18 protein-coding genes are annotated in these 15,371 nt (G+C 71.6%); 4 read left to right on the top strand and 14 right to left on the bottom strand.

What is annotated here, in order from left to right:
- The first annotated feature begins 55 nt into the window (after positions 1 to 55).
- On the top strand, positions 56 to 430 hold the full coding sequence (locus HPS36_RS06915; RefSeq protein WP_121563359.1) for a helix-turn-helix domain-containing protein: 375 nt from the start codon (positions 56 to 58) through the stop codon (positions 428 to 430).
- 24 nt (positions 431 to 454) lie between these two features.
- Here the strand turns inward: HPS36_RS06915 and HPS36_RS06910 are convergent, their stop codons facing one another.
- The 6 genes from HPS36_RS06910 to HPS36_RS06885 all read right to left on the bottom strand — a co-directional run bounded on the left by HPS36_RS06910 (position 455) and on the right by HPS36_RS06885 (position 7,966).
- Entirely contained in the window at positions 455 to 2,563 is a 2,109-nt protein-coding gene (locus HPS36_RS06910) for a S9 family peptidase (RefSeq protein WP_173229360.1), read from the bottom strand.
- An 81-nt stretch (positions 2,564 to 2,644) separates the two neighbouring features.
- Positions 2,645 to 3,238 (bottom strand): IMP cyclohydrolase, encoded by a 594-nt coding sequence (locus HPS36_RS06905; protein ID WP_173229358.1) that lies wholly within the window; start codon positions 3,236 to 3,238, stop codon positions 2,645 to 2,647.
- Positions 3,239 to 3,604: 366 nt separating this feature from the next.
- Positions 3,605 to 4,198 (bottom strand): KEOPS complex subunit Cgi121, encoded by a 594-nt coding sequence (cgi121, locus tag HPS36_RS06900; protein WP_173229356.1) that lies wholly within the window; start codon positions 4,196 to 4,198, stop codon positions 3,605 to 3,607.
- The gene (locus tag HPS36_RS06895) at positions 4,195 to 6,660 is read right to left on the bottom strand and encodes an ATP-dependent DNA helicase (protein WP_173229354.1); all 2,466 of its coding nucleotides are present in this window, start codon (positions 6,658 to 6,660) and stop codon (positions 4,195 to 4,197) included. Before HPS36_RS06895 ends, cgi121 begins: the two co-directional genes overlap by 4 nt.
- A 101-nt stretch (positions 6,661 to 6,761) precedes the next feature.
- Complete coding sequence (locus HPS36_RS06890) at positions 6,762 to 7,172, bottom strand: hypothetical protein (protein WP_137716778.1); 411 nt, start codon at positions 7,170 to 7,172, stop codon at positions 6,762 to 6,764.
- 116 nt (positions 7,173 to 7,288) lie between these two features.
- A complete protein-coding gene (locus HPS36_RS06885; RefSeq protein ID WP_137716777.1) occupies positions 7,289 to 7,966 on the bottom strand; it encodes a class I SAM-dependent methyltransferase in 678 nt (225 codons plus the stop codon).
- Positions 7,967 to 8,032: 66 nt separating this feature from the next.
- On the opposite strand from HPS36_RS06885, the gene HPS36_RS06880 reads away from it, so the two are divergent.
- On the top strand, positions 8,033 to 8,476 hold the full coding sequence (locus HPS36_RS06880; RefSeq protein WP_173229352.1) for a DUF2391 domain-containing protein: 444 nt from the start codon (positions 8,033 to 8,035) through the stop codon (positions 8,474 to 8,476).
- 22 nt (positions 8,477 to 8,498) lie between these two features.
- Here the strand turns inward: HPS36_RS06880 and HPS36_RS06875 are convergent, their stop codons facing one another.
- Both HPS36_RS06875 and HPS36_RS06870 read right to left on the bottom strand, forming a co-directional pair.
- Positions 8,499 to 9,074 (bottom strand): magnesium transporter, encoded by a 576-nt coding sequence (locus tag HPS36_RS06875; RefSeq protein ID WP_173229350.1) that lies wholly within the window; start codon positions 9,072 to 9,074, stop codon positions 8,499 to 8,501.
- The gene (locus HPS36_RS06870) at positions 9,071 to 9,643 is read right to left on the bottom strand and encodes a magnesium transporter (RefSeq protein WP_053770267.1); all 573 of its coding nucleotides are present in this window, start codon (positions 9,641 to 9,643) and stop codon (positions 9,071 to 9,073) included. The genes HPS36_RS06875 and HPS36_RS06870 overlap by 4 nt, the downstream gene beginning before the upstream one ends.
- A gap of 236 nt (positions 9,644 to 9,879) precedes the next feature.
- On the opposite strand from HPS36_RS06870, the gene HPS36_RS06865 reads away from it, so the two are divergent.
- Positions 9,880 to 10,458 carry a DUF7090 family protein gene (locus HPS36_RS06865; protein WP_137716773.1) on the top strand — a complete coding sequence of 193 codons (579 nt, stop codon included), beginning with the start codon at positions 9,880 to 9,882 and terminating at the stop codon, positions 10,456 to 10,458.
- Positions 10,459 to 10,488: 30 nt separating this feature from the next.
- Here the strand turns inward: HPS36_RS06865 and HPS36_RS06860 are convergent, their stop codons facing one another.
- Positions 10,489 to 11,370, bottom strand: coding sequence for a DUF7089 family protein (locus HPS36_RS06860; RefSeq protein WP_173229348.1), 882 nt, complete (start codon positions 11,368 to 11,370; stop codon positions 10,489 to 10,491).
- Positions 11,370 to 11,459 (bottom strand): hypothetical protein, encoded by a 90-nt coding sequence (locus HPS36_RS17080; protein ID WP_449405250.1) that lies wholly within the window; start codon positions 11,457 to 11,459, stop codon positions 11,370 to 11,372. The genes HPS36_RS06860 and HPS36_RS17080 overlap by 1 nt, the downstream gene beginning before the upstream one ends.
- Before the next feature lie 89 nt (positions 11,460 to 11,548).
- Here HPS36_RS17080 and HPS36_RS06855 point away from each other — a divergent pair, with 89 nt between their 5' ends.
- The gene (locus tag HPS36_RS06855) at positions 11,549 to 11,989 is read left to right on the top strand and encodes a hypothetical protein (protein WP_173229346.1); all 441 of its coding nucleotides are present in this window, start codon (positions 11,549 to 11,551) and stop codon (positions 11,987 to 11,989) included.
- Between the two features lie 31 nt (positions 11,990 to 12,020).
- On the opposite strand, the gene HPS36_RS06850 is transcribed toward HPS36_RS06855, so the two are convergent.
- The 4 genes from HPS36_RS06850 to HPS36_RS06835 form a co-directional block, all read right to left on the bottom strand.
- Positions 12,021 to 13,202 (bottom strand): aspartate kinase, encoded by a 1,182-nt coding sequence (locus HPS36_RS06850; protein ID WP_173229344.1) that lies wholly within the window; start codon positions 13,200 to 13,202, stop codon positions 12,021 to 12,023.
- A 405-nt stretch (positions 13,203 to 13,607) separates the two neighbouring features.
- Complete coding sequence (locus HPS36_RS06845; protein WP_137716769.1) at positions 13,608 to 14,246, bottom strand: OapC/ArvC family zinc-ribbon domain-containing protein; 639 nt, start codon at positions 14,244 to 14,246, stop codon at positions 13,608 to 13,610.
- Positions 14,247 to 14,660: a DUF2073 domain-containing protein gene (locus HPS36_RS06840; protein WP_121563371.1), complete on the bottom strand. Its 414-nt coding sequence runs from the start codon at positions 14,658 to 14,660 to the stop codon at positions 14,247 to 14,249.
- Positions 14,660 to 15,301 carry an Era-like GTP-binding protein gene (locus HPS36_RS06835; RefSeq protein ID WP_006114713.1) on the bottom strand — a complete coding sequence of 214 codons (642 nt, stop codon included), beginning with the start codon at positions 15,299 to 15,301 and terminating at the stop codon, positions 14,660 to 14,662. Before HPS36_RS06835 ends, HPS36_RS06840 begins: the two co-directional genes overlap by 1 nt.
- Positions 15,302 to 15,371 lie beyond the last annotated feature (70 nt).

Raw genomic sequence — 15,371 nt, 5'->3', positions numbered from 1 at the left:
CCGCGCCGCGCAGCGATGACGGAGCTTTAACACCGCCCCGCGCGGAACGAGGGACATGAGCGACCCCGAGATCGAGGACCTCGTCGGCGACACCTCTCCGTCGTTCGAACACGTCCTCTCCTGCGTCTTCGGCGTGCGCGACCACGAGAGCCGCGCGTACCTCGCGCTGTTGGAGTACCCGGGCAGCACCGTCTCGGAGCTCGCCGACGCGCTCGACCGCGACCGGTCGAACGTGAACCGGTCGCTGTCGACCTTACGCGAGAAGGGGCTCGTCGAGCGCCGCCGCCGGCTGCTCGACTCCGGCGGCTACGTCTACCAGTACACCGCGATCCCGGTCCCGGAGGCGAAGCGCCGCCTCCACGACGCGCTCGACGAGTGGGTCGCCGACGTTCACGACGCCATCGACGCGTTCGACCCCGACGAGCGCTGACCGGGCGCCGCGGGCGCGCCCCGGTTACGATTCGTCCCCGTTCTCCTCGCCGTCCCCGCCGGCGCTCAGCCCGTCGTCCTCGGGGCGGTCGAGGGCGCGCTCGGCGTCGTGGTGCTCGGAGTAGCCGTCGAACCAGCGGGCGATCCGCTCGATGCGGTCGACGACGTGCGCCGGCTCGCCCGACCGCGAGAGCTCGTGGCCCTCGCGGGGGTACCTGACGAACCGCGTGTCGACGCCGTTCTTGCGGAGGATCCGGTGGTACAGCTCCGCCGTACAGATCGGGGTCCGCGTGTCGTCCTCGGAGTGGATCAGGAGCGTGGGCGTGTCGACCGCGTCGGCGTGGCCGGTCGGCGACTGCTCCCAGAGCCACTGCGGCTCCTCGGAGGGCACCGTGTCGAAGTCGCCCTCGACGAGCTTGTAGGCGGCGTCGGTCGAGCCGTAGAAGCCGGTGAGGTCGTAGACGCCGCGCTGGGCGACGGCCGCGCTGAAGTAGTCGGTCTGCCCGACCGCCCACGAGGCCATGAACCCGCCGAAGGAGCCGCCGGTGACGAAGGCGTTCGAGGCGTCGATCTCGGGGCGATCGGCGACCGTCTCGACGCCCGCCATCACGTCGTCGAGGGTGACCGCGCCCCAGTCGCGCTCGATCGCTTGCATGAATTCCTCGCCGTAGCCGGTCGAGCCGCGCGGGTTCGACCAGAAGACGGCGTAGCCGCGGGCGGCGAGCGTCTGGAACTCGTGCCACATCGTCCCCGAGGTCGACCACATCGCGTGCGGCCCCCCGTGGATCTCGACCGCGAGCGGGTACGGCTCGTCGGCGTCGGCGGGCTCGGGCGGCGTCAGCAGCCACCCCTGGATCTCGACACCGTCGGACTCGAAGCGGACCTCCTCCGGCTCGCCGACCGCCCGCTCGGCGAGGCAGTCGGCGTTCAGCTCCGTCAGCCGCGTCGTCTCGTCCGCGGCGGCGTCGTACGCGAACGCGTCGCCGGGGTGGTCCCACTCGCTGGCGGCGTAGGCGACGGTCACCGACTCGGAGCCGGCGCCCGCGTCGCCGCCGACCGTCGCGCCCGACACGGTGCCGGGCCGGAGCAGGCGCTCGGGCTCGGCGCTCCCGTCGGCGGGGACGTGCCACAGCGCCGTCTTCCCCTCGTCGGGCGTAGCGAAGTACAGCGTCTCGTCGTCCGGGCCCCACTGCGGCGCCGCGTCGCGGGCGAGCCCGCGGTCGATGCCGCCGGTGAGGTCGGTGACGGCACCCGACTCGGCGTCGAGGACGCGGAGGTCGGTCGGCTGCATCGAGACCTGCTCCGGCTCCGCGTGCGTGAAGGCGACGCGGCCGTCGTCGGTCGCCGCGAGGTCGGCGCCCCAGCCGGTCGTCGTGTGGACTACCTCGGACTCGCCGCTCGCGAGGTCGTGGGCGCGGATCGCGATCTCGACGGAGTCGTCGGGGTCGTCGCCGACCGCCTCGGTGTAGTACAGCGTGTCGGCGTCGCCCCACGACGGCGCCGCGAAGTCGGCGTCGCGGTCGGTGACGCGCTCGACGGCGCCCGAGTCGGCCGGGTCCGGGTCGGTGACGCCGCCCACCGAGGCGTCGGCGTCGACGACGTACACGCCGGGGCGTCGGCCGTCGAAGTAGCGCTCCGCGGCCCGGTACACCGTCCGGTCGATGACGCGCGGGTCGGGGTGTTCCTCGGGCTCGTAGTCGTCCGGCACCGCGAGGTCGCGGTCGGCCTCGCGGTCGTCGGCGGTCACGGACTGGACGAACGCGATCCGCTCGCCGTCGGGCGACCACGCGATCTGCGAGACGCCGCCGACGGCGTCGGTGACGCGGCGGGCCTCGCCCCCGTCGAGCGGGAGGACCCACAGCTGCTGGCGGTCGTCGTCGGCGCCGCGGGTGGAGGTGAACGCGATCCGGTCGCCGGAGGGGCTCCAGCGCGGCTCGGCGTCCGATCCCTCCGAGATGGTGAGGCGGCGGGGCTCGCCCTCGCCCGCGGCGTCGACGAGGTACACCGTGGTCTCGTAGCTGTCGTCGCCGTTCGGCTGTCGGCGCACGAAGGCGACGCGGTCGCCGTCCGGCGAGACGCGGGGGTCGGACGGGACCGCGAGGTCGCGGTAGTCGGCGGCGGTGATCGGCTCCATGCCCGTCACTCGGACGGGGGAGGCAAAAGGCGTCGGGAGGCGGAAAGGCGGTCGGCGGTCGATATTCTCGGGCGGGGACGATCAGTCGCCGCCGTTGTCGAACGCGAGCGAGACGCCGTCGCCGTCGACGGTCGCGCCCGCGGCGCAGACCGGGTGTTCGAGGTCGGCGCCGAGGAGTTCGGTCGCGACCGACGCCGCGTCGGTCGCCGTCAGGTCGTACGGCTCGGGCGAGTCCGTCTCGTAGGTGGCGACGACGGTCGGCTCCTCGACCGCCTCGACGATCAGCGCGTCGCGGCGGACGGTGCCGATAGTCGCCGCGTCGGCGCCGACGACGCCGGCGACGCGGGGCGTGTCGTAGTCGTCCTTCTCGTAGTCGAGCGCGAGCAGCGCCGACGCGAGCGCGTCGCGGGCGGGGTAGCCGCGCGCCAGCTTCTCCGCGATCGGGTCGACGTGCGAGCCGTTGCCGAGGGCCGCGAGCGGCTCCCCGGTCGGGGTCTCGACCGCCCGCGCGCAGTTGTACGAGACGTACGGGTTGTCGGTCTCGGGCGCGTCGGGCGTCGGCCCGACGGTGAGCGTCCCGCCGCGGTCGCGGACGCGACGGTTCGGGAACGAGCGGGAGGAGACGCGGTAGCCGCCGATGCCGGGCGCGACGACGACGAATCGTCCGACGTACATACAGGGTCGTGTGGATTCGGCCCTGTAAAGCGCGTCGATATGCCCACGAACGCGATCCGGCGGGAGGAGCTCGGTCCCGACGCGGCTTCTCGCTTCCCACCCGACCGCGCTCCCGCCGGGAAGCCGTCCCGTCAACCGATCGCACGGCGGCCGCAACGCGCAACGCTTACAAAGACGTACTGGCTATCGGTTGGTACGGAGTCCATTGGGGTAGTGGCCAATCCTGTTGCCTTCTGGGGGCAACGACCCTGGTTCGAATCCAGGATGGACTACTTCTCCCGCGTCCCGCTTCGCCTAGAACCGAGCGGCGCCGCAGTCCCGCGGTCTCCACTTGAAACGAAGGGGTGTCGAACGGGGCGTCCGCGGTCACTTCTCGACGTCCAGCAGCGCGACGCGCTCGCGGACGGCGTCGGCGAGGCCGCCGTTCGTCGCGGCGAGCTCGCGGTCGGTGACGCCGTAGAACTCGCGGACGCGGTCCTCGTCGAATCCGGTCGCGAGCGCGTCCCCCTCGGCGGGCTCGGCCGAGTCGAGCGCGAGTCCCCGGACCGCCTCGGCCGCCCAGTCGAGGTCCGCCGGGGGACGGTCCGCGCCGGGCACGTCGCCGAAGTCCGCGACGAGGACGACGGCGGGACGTTCGCCCTCCGCGACGCCGAGGTCGAGGGCGCGGTCGATCTGTCGGCGCCCCGCCGCGTACAGCAGGACCTCGACGCCGGGGTCGCGCGCGACCGCCTCGCCGCGGGCGATCGCCCGGGCGGCGAGCCGCGCCGCCTCGCGGAGCTGCGTCCCGGAGACGACGAGGTCGGCGTCGAACGCCTGGACGACCGCGCCGGTCTCCGCGGCGACCTCGTCGAGGTCGGCGAGGAACGCGTCGAGGTCGGCGACCGCGAACGTCCCGGCGACGAGACGGACCGCGGGGGCCGGCGCCGGTTCCCCGTCGGCATCGACCGCGGGCGCCGTCATCCGAAATCACCTAGGCTCGCCTGCCCGTCGCCGTCGCCGTCGGCGTCCGCGCCCGCGGTCGCCGCGGCCGAGGCCGAGCTGTCGGGGTCGACGCCGTCGAGCGAGGGGTCCTCGCGGCCGGCGTTCTCCAGGATGCGCTCGGCGGTGCGCTCGCGGCCGCGGAGCGCGCCGAGGACGACGGCCTTGTCCGCCTCCCGGAGGTCCGCGCGGCTCTCGATGCCGGCCTCGTAGAGGCGGCGGGCGCGCTTGCGGCCGACGTTGCGGACGCCCGCGAGGTCGAGCAGCTCCTCGCGCACGCCGTACTCCAGCCGCTTGCGGGCCTCGCGAACCCGAACGACCACGTCGCCGTCGATGCCCTCCACGTCGCGCGCCAGGGTCTCGGCGGCGCGCAGGAGCCACTCCGCGGTGTCGACCTTCCCGCGGATGTCGCCCGGCCCGACGCCGTACCGCTCCGCGATCCGGTCCTCGTCGACCTCGTTCGCCCAGTCCTCCAGGAGGCGGCCCGTCTTCAGTGCGGCGAGCCAGTCCTCGAACCGCACGTCCTCGTACTCCGAGGGCGTGTCGCCGAGCAGCTCCGCCTCGCGCTCGTAGCAGACCTCCGTGTACTCCTCGCGGTCGCCGGACTTGAGGTACAGCTGGTAGGTGTCGGGGGTCCGGCTGACGAGGTGATAGAGACCGAGCGGGGTGACCTCGGGGCCGTCGTCGCCGTCCGACGCCGCCGCCTCAGCGGGGTCGTCCGCGTCGCCGTCCGCATCTCCGTCGGCCCGCGTGTAAGTCGTGAACCCGGCATCGTCGGCGTCCGCGTCGGGCCCGGGGGCGGCGCCGTCGGCGGGGACGAAGTCGCCGGCCCCGGCCCCCTCGTCGTCGCCGTCCGCGACGGTGCGGAGCCCGTCGAGTATCTCGGCCGCGCTCATCGGGTCGAGGTAGAGCCGCGAGACGGTGTGGCCGATGCCGGTCGCGGCGAGGCCCTCGCTCCCGCCGTCGCGGTCGCGCTCGACGAAGCCGTTCACTTCGAGGTAGTCGAGGACGGTGTCGGTGACCGAGGCGAGGCGCCCCTCGTCGTCGGTCTGGGTCGCGTAAAGGGTGTTATCGAGGAAGGAGAGCAGCCCGTCTCGGGTGGCGGCGAAGCCGGACGCGACCGTCGCGAGGACGTGCGTCCGGAGCGCGGGCTCGGCCGCGAGCTTCGAGCGGACCGGCTCGGCCTCGGCCCAGACGTAGCGGTCGAACAGCTCCTCGCGGGTGTCGGCACTGTTCGCGAGCAGCACCGCCTCGCCGTAGGGGTCGAGGCCGGGGCGGCCCGCCCGCCCGCACATCTGGTGGACCTCGAGCACGTCGAGCGGCTTCATGCCGCCGAACTCGCCGTCGTAGCGGCGCCAGTCGCGGACGATCACCCGGCGGGCGGGCGTGTTGACGCCGGCGGCGAGCGTCGGCGTCGCGGAGACGCACTTGATCAGGCGGTCGCGGAACGCGTCCTCGACCAGGCTCCGGTGCTCGCTCGCGAGGCCGGCGTGGTGGAACGCGGACCCCCGCTCGACCGCGTCGGCGAGGTCCTCGGAGGTGTCCGTGTCGGAGACCCCGCGGATCTCCTCGGCGAGTTCGCGAAGCCGGTCGCGCTCCTCGCCGGTGAGTCTGGAGCCGGTGACCTCGCCGAGCTTCCGGGCCGCCGACTCGGCGTTGCGCCGGGAGTTGACGAAGACGAGCGAGGAGCCGCCCTGCCCGTCCTCCTCGGTGTCTAAGGCGTCGGCGACGAGCCTCGCGGTCTGGTCCTCGCCGCGCTCGACGGGCACCTCGCGCTGGCTCCCGTCGTCGAAGTTGATCGCGTTACCGAAGTGGACGCCGGTGCGGAGCTCGATGGGCCGCCAGTCGGACTCGACCAGCTCGGCGTCGAGCCAGTCGGCGATGACGTCGGCGTTGCCGACGGTCGCGGAGAGCGCGACCGTCTGGAGGCCCGGGTTCACCTTGCGGAGCTTCGCGAGGGTGACTTCGAGCGTGGGGCCGCGGTGGGAGTCGTCGACGAGGTGGACCTCGTCGCTGACGACGCAGGTGAGGTCGTCGATCCACGGCGCGCCGTTGCGGATCAGCGAGTCGACCTTCTCCGAGGTGGCGACGATGACGTCCCGGCTCGCGAGCCACTCGCCGTCGGAGTCGTAGTTGCCCGTGGAGACGCCGACCGTGACGCCGTGGTCCTCCCAGCGCTCGAACTCCGCCTTCTTCTCGCTGGCGAGCGCGCGCAGCGGGACGATGTACAGCGCCTTCCCGCCGCGCTCGATGGAGGAGAGCATCGCGAGCTCGGCGATCAGGGTCTTCCCGGACGCGGTCGGGACCGCCGCGACGAGGCTCTCGCCGTCGGTGACGCCCGCGTCGACGGCCGCCTCCTGGGGCGGGTACAGCTCCGCGACGCCCTCCGCTTCGAGCGCCTCGCCGACGCCGGCGGGGAGCCCGGAGAGCGAACTCGGTTCCATTATCGGACTCTGGTCTCCGACGCGATTTAAACCGTCGGAAGAGTGCGATGCCGTGTGCCGAGAGCGTGTATGTCGGGAGAAGACCGGAACCCCGACGACCGTTAGTCGCCCTCGGGAACGCCCGTGTTCCCGACAGAACGCTCATCGTCGAACGGGCCGCGCTCCTTCGCTGCGAGCAGTCCGCCCAGGTAAGCGGAGACCCCGACGAAGATGATCAGAAACGAGACCGCAGCGCCGTACCCGTTTGGGAGCGGAAGCCATCGGACGCCGACGAGCGCGGCGAAGTTGGTCACGGCCAACGAAAGGAGAGTCCACCGGTCGTTCCTCCATCCGCTTCCGGTCCACCTGTCGGGAAACTCGCGGTTGGTTCGAAACTGGAACGCGACGCTCACAGCGAGCGCGACCGCGACCGCGCTCGAAAGCAGGACGTCGATTCCGAGCCAGAGCAACGCTCCCCCCGTTCCGACACCGAGGCCGAACGCTGCGAACCGATGGTAGCGGGGCCTTAACATACGAGTCGCTGACGTGCGCTAGCAAAAAACTGTACTGGCCGCCCGGAGACACCGCCACCGTACTCAGCGGACGACGCCCGTCGGTCTCCCGGGGATCGACGCCTCCGAAGTCCGATTCAGGGAGCGACGCCGACCGTCAACAGCGTCCCCCACGTCCGATACCGATCGATCATCGCCTCGCGCGACTCGTACCCCTCCGTCGGGAACTCGGAGGCGTCGGGGATCTCGGTCTCGCGGTCGGGGATCGCGTCCTGCTCGGCGACGTACAGCCCGGCCTCGCGGAACGCCTCGCGGTACTCGTCGCGCGACCACAGCGTCATCTCGACGGAGATGTTCTCCTGCCACGCGTGGGTCGTCTCGCTCTCTTCGAAGTAGTTGACCGCGCAGTAGAAGGTGCCGCCCGGCCGGAGCACGCGCCGGACCTCTTCGAGGGTGTGGACCGGGTCGCTCGCGTAGTAGAACGCCTCCATCGAGAAGACGTGGTCCAGCGAGTCGTCGGCGAAGGGGAGCTCGTCGAAGTCGCCGACGAGGTAGCCGACCGCGCCGTCGTCCGTGTACCCGCGGGCGTTGTTCGCCATCTCGGGGGCGCCGTCGAGGCCGTACCCGCGGCCGATGCCCCGCTCGCGGAGCGCGCGGAGCGCGTAGCCGGAGCCGGTGCCCAGATCGAGGACCGCGTCGCCGTCCTCGACCGGCATCCGCGCCAGGACGTGTTTCGCGGTGTGCCAGTGCCGGTCCTCCATGCCGCGGTCCTTCCCCGCGGCCGCCCACTCGTCGAACTCCTCGCGAACGCTCATACCGGCCGGACGTGGAGAACGGTGAAAAACAGCGGTGTTTTACCGACTCCGGTCCCGGTCGTGGGTATGAAGCGACCGCGAGCGCTCCGCCGACCGCACTTCCGGGTGGCCGACATGGCCCAGCAGTCGGTCGGCGGCTTCCTGCTCGCGGGGCCGTTCGTCGTCACCGCGGAGGTGTGGGAGCTCGCCGCGGGGATGAACTGGATCCAGGCCACCGTGACCGCCGTGCTCGTGGGGCTGATCGGCTACGCCGCGCTGTACCGGGCCGACACCGGCCGCGACGTGGACGAGGAGCCGGATCTCGTCGGGATCCCGACCCGGTTCGTCTCGCTGATGACGGTCGCGTTCGGCTCCGTCCTCCTGCTCGCGCTGATCTTCGACGCGCCCCACACCTTCCTCGTCGAGGGCGGGATCGGCGACGGCGCGGTGGTCGCGACGACCGCGAAGGCCGTCGCCGTCGGCGCCGTGTTCAGCGTCGTCGGCGCCGCGACGGCCGACAGCGTGTTCTGATCGGGTTCGAGCCGGTCGGTCCTCACAGCGCGACCGAGACGACCGCGAAGAGGATCAACACGCCGGCGATGTCACAGAGGTTCGTCACCACCGGAATCGTCGTGTCGTCGGGGTTGAGCCCGATCCGGTAGGACGCCTCGACGGCGGCGACGCTGGCGGCGACGACGAGCGCGGCGAGCGCCATGCCGGAGACCAGCGAGATCAGTAGCACCCGGCCGAGCGCGAGCGACCCCCCGAGCGCGAGCCCGATGGCCCAGGCGGCGACGCCGACGGCGCCGAAGACGGTCGCCGCGAGCGCGAACACCGCGCCCGCGTTCGCTCGGAGCGCGGGGTTCGACGGGCTGAGCTCGTAGGTCCCGAGGTACAGCTGGGTCGTGAGCCGCGAGCAGGTGATCGACGCGAGGTTGCCGGCCGTCCCGATCTGGACCGGGACGAGGACGAGCAGGGCCGGGTACCGGAGGAGGACCGCCTCGTAGGTCTCCAGCACGGTGCCGGAGACGAGCTGGAGCACCGACAGCGCGGCCAAGAGCGGGATCATCGTCCGGACGATCCGCCGGACCGACCACTCGTCGACGGCGGTCGACTGCGGCTCGGTCACGAGACGGCCCCCACGACGGCCACCCCGACGAGGAGGAAGAACACCCCGAACACGTCGCCGAGCGTCGTGACGACCGGCCCGATGACGTTGTCGGGGTCGAGCCCGCGGCGGTAGCCGACGAAGATGACCGCGATGAGCACGGTGATCATGAGGACGGCGGAGAGGAAGCCGGCGACGACCATCACGCCGACCAGCTGGAAGAGGCTCCCGCCGTCGCCGAACAGGACGAGCGTCGCGTAGGTGACGACCGCGATGAACACGGAGACGGTCATCCCGTTGAGGAAGGAGGCGACGACGGCGTTCGTGAGCCGGCGGTCCGGGCGGAACCGCGGCTCGATGATCCCCTGGTGGAGGCCGGTCGAGAGCCGGGCGCCGAGCGAGCCGTACACCCCGCCGCGGGTCGCGAGGAACGCCGGCAAAAGCAGCAGGAGGCCGGGGACCTCCGCGATGTTCGCACGCATGGTCTCGGAGGCGAGTATCGTCCCCGCGAACAGCCCGGCGATCAGGCTGACGGCTATCACCGGGAGCGCCTGCCGGTAGACGTCGCGCGCGGAGTCGTGCCCGGGCATCGACCGCACCGACGGCGGGCGGGGCAAAAAAACCGACCGGCGAGACCGAGGGCGTCGGCTCGCGGGCGGGCGAGTAACCGGTCGGCGCGTTCCTATCAGAACCTCCAAACGAAACGAAGGGGAGAACGTGAGCGACCGCGACGCCGGTCGGACGCGGACCGAGCGACCCGCCGGAGTCGGACGGTCTGAGATGCCCCGGCCCGCACCGTTAAGTCGGTCCGGCGAGTTCCGATCCCATGGACTACTCCCTCGCCATCGAGAATGGGCCGGAGGCGATACCGGGCGGGACCGGACTGCTCCTCGTCCACCCGAGCATCGGCGAGACGGACCGGATCGACACGGACTTCCTGAAGACCGACACCGACGCGTTCCTCGTCGTCTCGACGCGGACCACGGCGCGCGAGGTCGAACAGAAGCTGGAGTACTACGACGTCGACGAGACGAAGGCGACCATCCTCGACACCCTCTCCGTCGAGCGCGGCTACTCGCGCCGCACGTCCGACGACGTCTACTACGTCTCCGCGCCGGACGACCTCGACGGCGTCGTCGACCGCGTCGAGCGGTTCCTCACGGAGAACGAGGGGAAGCGGCGCGTCTCCGTCGACTCGCTCACCGAGATGGCCTACTACGCCGACGACGACGCCGTGTACGAGGCGGCCGCAGAGATCCTCGACCTGCTCGACGAACACGACGCGGTCGGCATCTTCCACCTCTCCGAGGAGGTCCACGAGGTCGCGACCCTCGACCGGTTCCGCGACCTGTTCGACGGCGTCATCGACCTCGACGGCGACGGCAACGTCGTCGTCGACGTCTGAACGGCGGTTTCGCCGCGAGCGCGCGCCCCGTTACTCCTCGTCGTCGACGAGCGCGGCGAACGTCTTCTCCGCCCACGCGACCGCGTAGGGCGCCCCCCGTTCCCGGTAGGCGGTCGTGTCGAGCGCGCCGTACGGCGCCGGCAGGTCGAGGTCGTGTTTGACCGCCGAGCAGGCGTACTCCGTCGCGGCCGGGAAGTCGGTGTCGCCGCGCGCCACCTCGCCGGAGAGGTCACCGAGCCGCCCGGAGAGCCGGTCGCCCGCGTCGACCCACGCGCCGAACAGCCGGGGATACTCGTCGGCCCACGAGGCGAACGCGTCGCGGGTGTGGAGCCCGACCCACGCGTCGAACAGCGCGTTCGCGACCTGGAAGACGTCGGTCGGACCGAACCCGGTCGTCGACTCGCCGGTCTCCGGGTCCGGGCGGCGGATCGCGGCGTCGAGGTCGCGGTAGCGCTCGCCGAAGAAGGGCAGGAACGACTCGGGGAGGCCGGCCGAGTCGCCGCCGTTCGAGGCGTCGCCGCGGACCGCGCCCGGCGCCGGCTCGTGACCGATCTGAACCAGCCGCTCGGCGATCAGGAACGCGAGGAAGTCGTCCGGCGTCCCCTCCGCGCGGCGCTTGACGAGGACGGCCGGCGGGTCGGTCTGGGCCGTCCGGACGACCGTGCCGTCGCCGGGCAGTCCGACGGTGAACGCCGGCCCGGTGTGCTTCCGGAGCAGGTCCGGGACCGAGTCCGGGAGCCACTCGGTCGGGTAGGAGGCGGGGTCGAGCCCGTCGACGAAGAGCCCGAGGTCCTCCGCGGCCGCCGGCGGGAGCGTCTCGAAGTCGGCGTCGACGTCGAGGACGGGCGAGCCGGGCGCGTACCGGTCGCGGACCGCCGCGAGGTCGTCGTCGAGCGACCGGGACGAGAACATCAGGCGAAGACGTACGAGAGGACGATGAGCACCGAGAGGACGGCCGAGACGCCGACCGTACCAACCACGATCTGGGTCGATTTGTTCATGCGTGCCACTGGGCGCGCCGGTCGTTAAAATCATCCGGTCCGCGGCGACCGGGCGGCGATTTTATGTCGCCGGGGGAGAGTGCGGAGGTATGCGAGTTCGCGACGGGGTCGAGGCCGACGCCGCGGCCCTCGCGTCGATGACGGGGCGCCCCGAGGGCGTGGTCCGCGACATGATCCACGACCGGTCGGTCCGCGTCGGGGTGACCGACGGGGCCGACCCGGCCGCCGACGCGGACGCCGGCGACGACACCGCGGTCGACGCGGTCGCGGGGTTCGTCGCGTTCGACGTGCGGGACGGCGTCGTCCACGTGACGAACGTCGAGGGCGCCCCCGACCCGGTCGAGCGCCTGTTCGAGGAGCCGGTGGGGTTCGCGACCCGGGAGGGGATGACCGTCGAGGCCGTCCTGCCCGCCGACGGGACCGCGGCCGACGCGGCGGAGGCGGTCGGGTTCGAGGCGGTCGGCTCGGGACCGCGGATCGACGGCGCGACGACGACGCGGTACCGGTTCGATCCGGAGGAGAGCGGCTGAAGGCCGGGGAGGTCGGGCCGGAGCGCTCCGGTCAGTCGAACCGCTGTTGGACGATTTCGAGCGCCTCCTCGCGGTCGTCCCAGTCGACGAACACCGCGACGGAGGTGGCGCTGGTGATCAGGTCGATGATGTTGATCCCGGCGTCCGCGATGGGCGCGATGATGTCCTGGATGACGCCGGACTGGTTCGGGAGCTCGCCGCCCGTGACGCGGATCACGGCGATGGGGTCGGCGACGGTGACCGAGGAGAGCGCCTCGTCGGTGACGACCGCCTCGTGGAGCAGCGCCTCGGCGGTCTCAGCGACCTCGACGTCGACGTAGAAGGTGACCGAGTCCATGCCGGAGGCGACCGCGTCGATGTTGATCTCCTCGGCGCGGAGCGCGTTCGCCAGCTCCGAGAGGATCCCGGGTCGGTTGCGGATCGCCCGGCCGGCGATGGTGAGACACGCCAGCGGCTCCTCGCGCATGTCGATCAGGCTCTCGAACTCGCCCTCGATCCGGGTGCCCCCGCGGAGGAGGTCGCCGTGCTGGTAGTGGACGACCCGGACGGCGAGGTCCTCGTCCTTGTACGAGAGCGCGGATGGCGCGACGACCTCGGCCCCGCGGAACGAGAGGTTTCGAAGCTCGTCGACGGTGATCTGCCCGACGTTGCGCGCGCCCTCGACGACGCGCGGGTCGCCCGTCATCACGCCCTCCACGTCGGTGACGATCACGACCTCGTCGGCGTCCATGTAGTTGCCGAGCATCACCGCGGTCGTGTCCGACCCGCCGCGCCCGAGCGTGGTGACGTTGCCGTCGTGGTCCTCGGCGAGGAACCCGGTGATGATCGGGACGACGCCGTCCATCTCGGCGGCGACCTTCCGCGCGCGCTTCTTCGTCTCCGCCACGTCGACCTCGCCGAGCTCGTCCGTGATGACCGGCCAGTCAGGATGGCCGGGTTCGAGGAAGACGGCGTCGACGTCGCGGACCGACAGCGCCGCCTTCAGCATCCGGACGCTGGTGCGCTCGCCCATCGAGACGATCTCGGCGCGGTCGGCGTCGTCCGTCTCGAAGGTGATGTCGTCGAGGAGGTCGTCGGTGGTCGACCCCATCGCGCTCGCGACGACCGCGATCTCGTGGCCGGCGGCGACCGCGCTCGCGACCGAGTCGGCCGCGCGTTCGATCCGGTCGCCGCTCCCGAGGCTCGTGCCGCCGAACTTCGCGACTACGCGCATGCGGCTACCTCGTCGGGAGCGCGAGGCGCTCGGTGTCGGGGGTGCGGTCGGCGGCGGGCGAGCGGGACGGCGCGGCCCGAACCGGAGCCGGAGTCCCGGCCCGGTCGGCGGCGATCGGTAAACATGCCACTGCGTAGCGGAGGAAGCCGGATAACAGTATCCTCTTCGACAAGGGTCGCCCGAATCGCAGAACCGCACGAAAGGACGGGGGAGACGCCGGGAAAGCGAAACGAACGATCACCGGAGATCCGGGCGGCGTCGAGCGACGGGGAAGGGGGTCGCGGAACGCGGCGCGGCGACCGCGGAACCGAGGGACCGGGGAGTCGGAGGCGGGGAGTCGGGGGCCGTGGGGTCAGGGTCCGGGACTGCGGGGGCGGGGACTGCGGGGGCGGGGCGGGGAGGTCGCTACTCGTCCTGGATGCCCCACGCGTCGGGCATCTCGATGACGTACCGGCCGTCCTCCTGGAGGGAGATGATGTACTCCTGTCTGTCGTACAGCTCCATCAGGTTGAGCTCGTACTGTCCGGGGCTGACGATGCGGATGCTCTCGAACTGGTCGTTCAGTTCGTCGCGGAGCGCGTCGATACCGGGCTGGGGCTCCTCCGCCGCCGGTGTCTCCGCGGGCTCGACGTCGCGGCTCGCGCGGTCGAGTTCGTCCGGCGACACCACCTCCGAGCGGGCGCTCGCCTGCGCGGTGTCCTCGTCGCTCCGGTCCGCGATCTGTTCGGTGCCGTCGGACTCGCCCGGGGCGTCGGCGCTCGCGGAGGCGTCGCTCGGCGCCGCGTCCGCGGGCTCGGTCGGGCGGCGGTCGGCCGCGGGCTCGTCGGGCGTCGCCGCTGGCGAGTCGTCCGGGCTCGGGGCCGTCCGGTCGGACGGGTCGGGCGCGGACTCGGACGCCCGGCCGCCCTCGTCGGCGCCGGCGTCGGACGCGGCTCCGGCGGGCTTGAACTGGAACTTGTTCCCGCCGCAGTCGGGACAGCCCGACAGCATCTCCTTGGAACCGTCGGGGAACGTCCGCCCGCAGGAGGTACACTGATGGGGCATCTACTTGCGGGAGACGAGCGTGCTGATGAGGTTCTCGTCTTTGTGGAGGGTCTCGATGCGGTTCGCCGGGCCGATGACGGTGAGCTTCTGGGTCGACTCGCGGCCCATCAGCTTGTCGAGGAAGCTCTGGTCGCCCGCCTCGGCCTTCGGGTACGTCTCTATCTCGATGCCGGTGAAGTCGTCGGGGCTGATCTCGGTCATCGTCACCTCGATGAGCTTCGACTCCTCGTCCGGGGAGAGCCCCTCCTCGAGGATGACGATGTTGCCGTCGCGGACGCCGTCGAGGATGAGCCGGATCTTCTCCATCCCGGTGAGCCCCTCCATCCGCGCGCCGCTTATCATGTCGATCCGGACGCCGTCGTCGCCGTCGTCCGGGTCGTCCGCGGCGTCGACGTTGGCTTTCGGACCGGCCATTAGCCGAAGTACTCCGCGATCTTGGTGTACACTTCGTCCATGTTGTCGCCCTCCAGCGCGGACAGCGGAATCGTCTCGTGTTGCGGGAAGGCGTTCGCGATCTGCTGGACGTCCGACCCCTCCAGGTCCGTCTTGTTCGCGAGGATGAGCGCCGGCAGGTCCTGCGACTCGATGATCCCGATCAGCATCGTGTTCACCTGCGTGAACGGGTCGGTGGTGGAGTCGAGCACGTAGATGACGCCGTCGACGTCCTCGCGGAGCCAGTGCATCGCCTCCGCGACGCCCTCGGTCGCCTCGCGCGACCGGCGGACGGCGTCGTCCTTCTCCATGTCGTGGTCGAGGAACTCCTTGTAGTCGACCTTCGTCGTCACCCCGGGAGTGTCGACGATGTCGATGGTGACCTTGCGCCCGTTGCGCTCGATCTCCACGTTCTCCTTCCGGCGGGCCCGGCGAGTCTCGTGGGGGATGTGGCTCTCGGGCCCGACGGCGTCACCCGTCCAGTCGCGTGCGATCCGGTTTGCGAGGGTCGTTTTGCCGGCGTTCGGCGGTCCGTAGATCCCGATCCGCTTGGGCTCGTCGGCCGCGAACAGGCCGTCCGTGACCCGCGATATGCTGTCTCTGAGATTCGTGAGCAGTCCCATCCTGACCTCCAGTCCGTGTGTGGTTGACCCGAACACCGCGGTCGTTTCGCGACGCCGTTCGATCCGTGCG

It is taken from the genome of Halorubrum salinarum (assembly GCF_013267195.1).
Lineage (GTDB): Archaea > Halobacteriota > Halobacteria > Halobacteriales > Haloferacaceae > Halorubrum > Halorubrum salinarum.
Note: the sequence above shows the minus strand (reverse complement) of the source record. Positions and strands in the feature narration are given on the sequence as shown.

Coding starts and splice junctions, on each gene's coding strand:
- HPS36_RS06905 (WP_173229358.1), bottom strand. CDS start 3,238: ATGTACGTCGGACGATTCGTCGTCGTCGCGCCCGGCATCGGCGGCTAC.
- HPS36_RS06865 (WP_137716773.1), top strand. CDS start 9,880: ATGGACTACTCCCTCGCCATCGAGAATGGGCCGGAGGCGATACCGGGC.
- HPS36_RS06850 (WP_173229344.1), bottom strand. CDS start 13,202: ATGCGCGTAGTCGCGAAGTTCGGCGGCACGAGCCTCGGGAGCGGCGAC.
- HPS36_RS06860 (WP_173229348.1), bottom strand. CDS start 11,370: ATGTTCTCGTCCCGGTCGCTCGACGACGACCTCGCGGCGGTCCGCGAC.
- HPS36_RS06845 (WP_137716769.1), bottom strand. CDS start 14,246: ATGCCCCATCAGTGTACCTCCTGCGGGCGGACGTTCCCCGACGGTTCC.
- HPS36_RS17080 (WP_449405250.1), bottom strand. CDS start 11,459: ATGAACAAATCGACCCAGATCGTGGTTGGTACGGTCGGCGTCTCGGCC.
- HPS36_RS06880 (WP_173229352.1), top strand. CDS start 8,033: ATGAAGCGACCGCGAGCGCTCCGCCGACCGCACTTCCGGGTGGCCGAC.
- HPS36_RS06885 (WP_137716777.1), bottom strand. CDS start 7,966: ATGAGCGTTCGCGAGGAGTTCGACGAGTGGGCGGCCGCGGGGAAGGAC.
- HPS36_RS06915 (WP_121563359.1), top strand. CDS start 56: ATGAGCGACCCCGAGATCGAGGACCTCGTCGGCGACACCTCTCCGTCG.
- cgi121 (WP_173229356.1), bottom strand. CDS start 4,198: ATGACGGCGCCCGCGGTCGATGCCGACGGGGAACCGGCGCCGGCCCCC.
- HPS36_RS06895 (WP_173229354.1), bottom strand. CDS start 6,660: ATGGAACCGAGTTCGCTCTCCGGGCTCCCCGCCGGCGTCGGCGAGGCG.
- HPS36_RS06870 (WP_053770267.1), bottom strand. CDS start 9,643: ATGCCCGGGCACGACTCCGCGCGCGACGTCTACCGGCAGGCGCTCCCG.
- HPS36_RS06835 (WP_006114713.1), bottom strand. CDS start 15,301: ATGGGACTGCTCACGAATCTCAGAGACAGCATATCGCGGGTCACGGAC.
- HPS36_RS06910 (WP_173229360.1), bottom strand. CDS start 2,563: ATGGAGCCGATCACCGCCGCCGACTACCGCGACCTCGCGGTCCCGTCC.
- HPS36_RS06890 (WP_137716778.1), bottom strand. CDS start 7,172: ATGTTAAGGCCCCGCTACCATCGGTTCGCAGCGTTCGGCCTCGGTGTC.
- HPS36_RS06855 (WP_173229346.1), top strand. CDS start 11,549: ATGCGAGTTCGCGACGGGGTCGAGGCCGACGCCGCGGCCCTCGCGTCG.
- HPS36_RS06840 (WP_121563371.1), bottom strand. CDS start 14,660: ATGGCCGGTCCGAAAGCCAACGTCGACGCCGCGGACGACCCGGACGAC.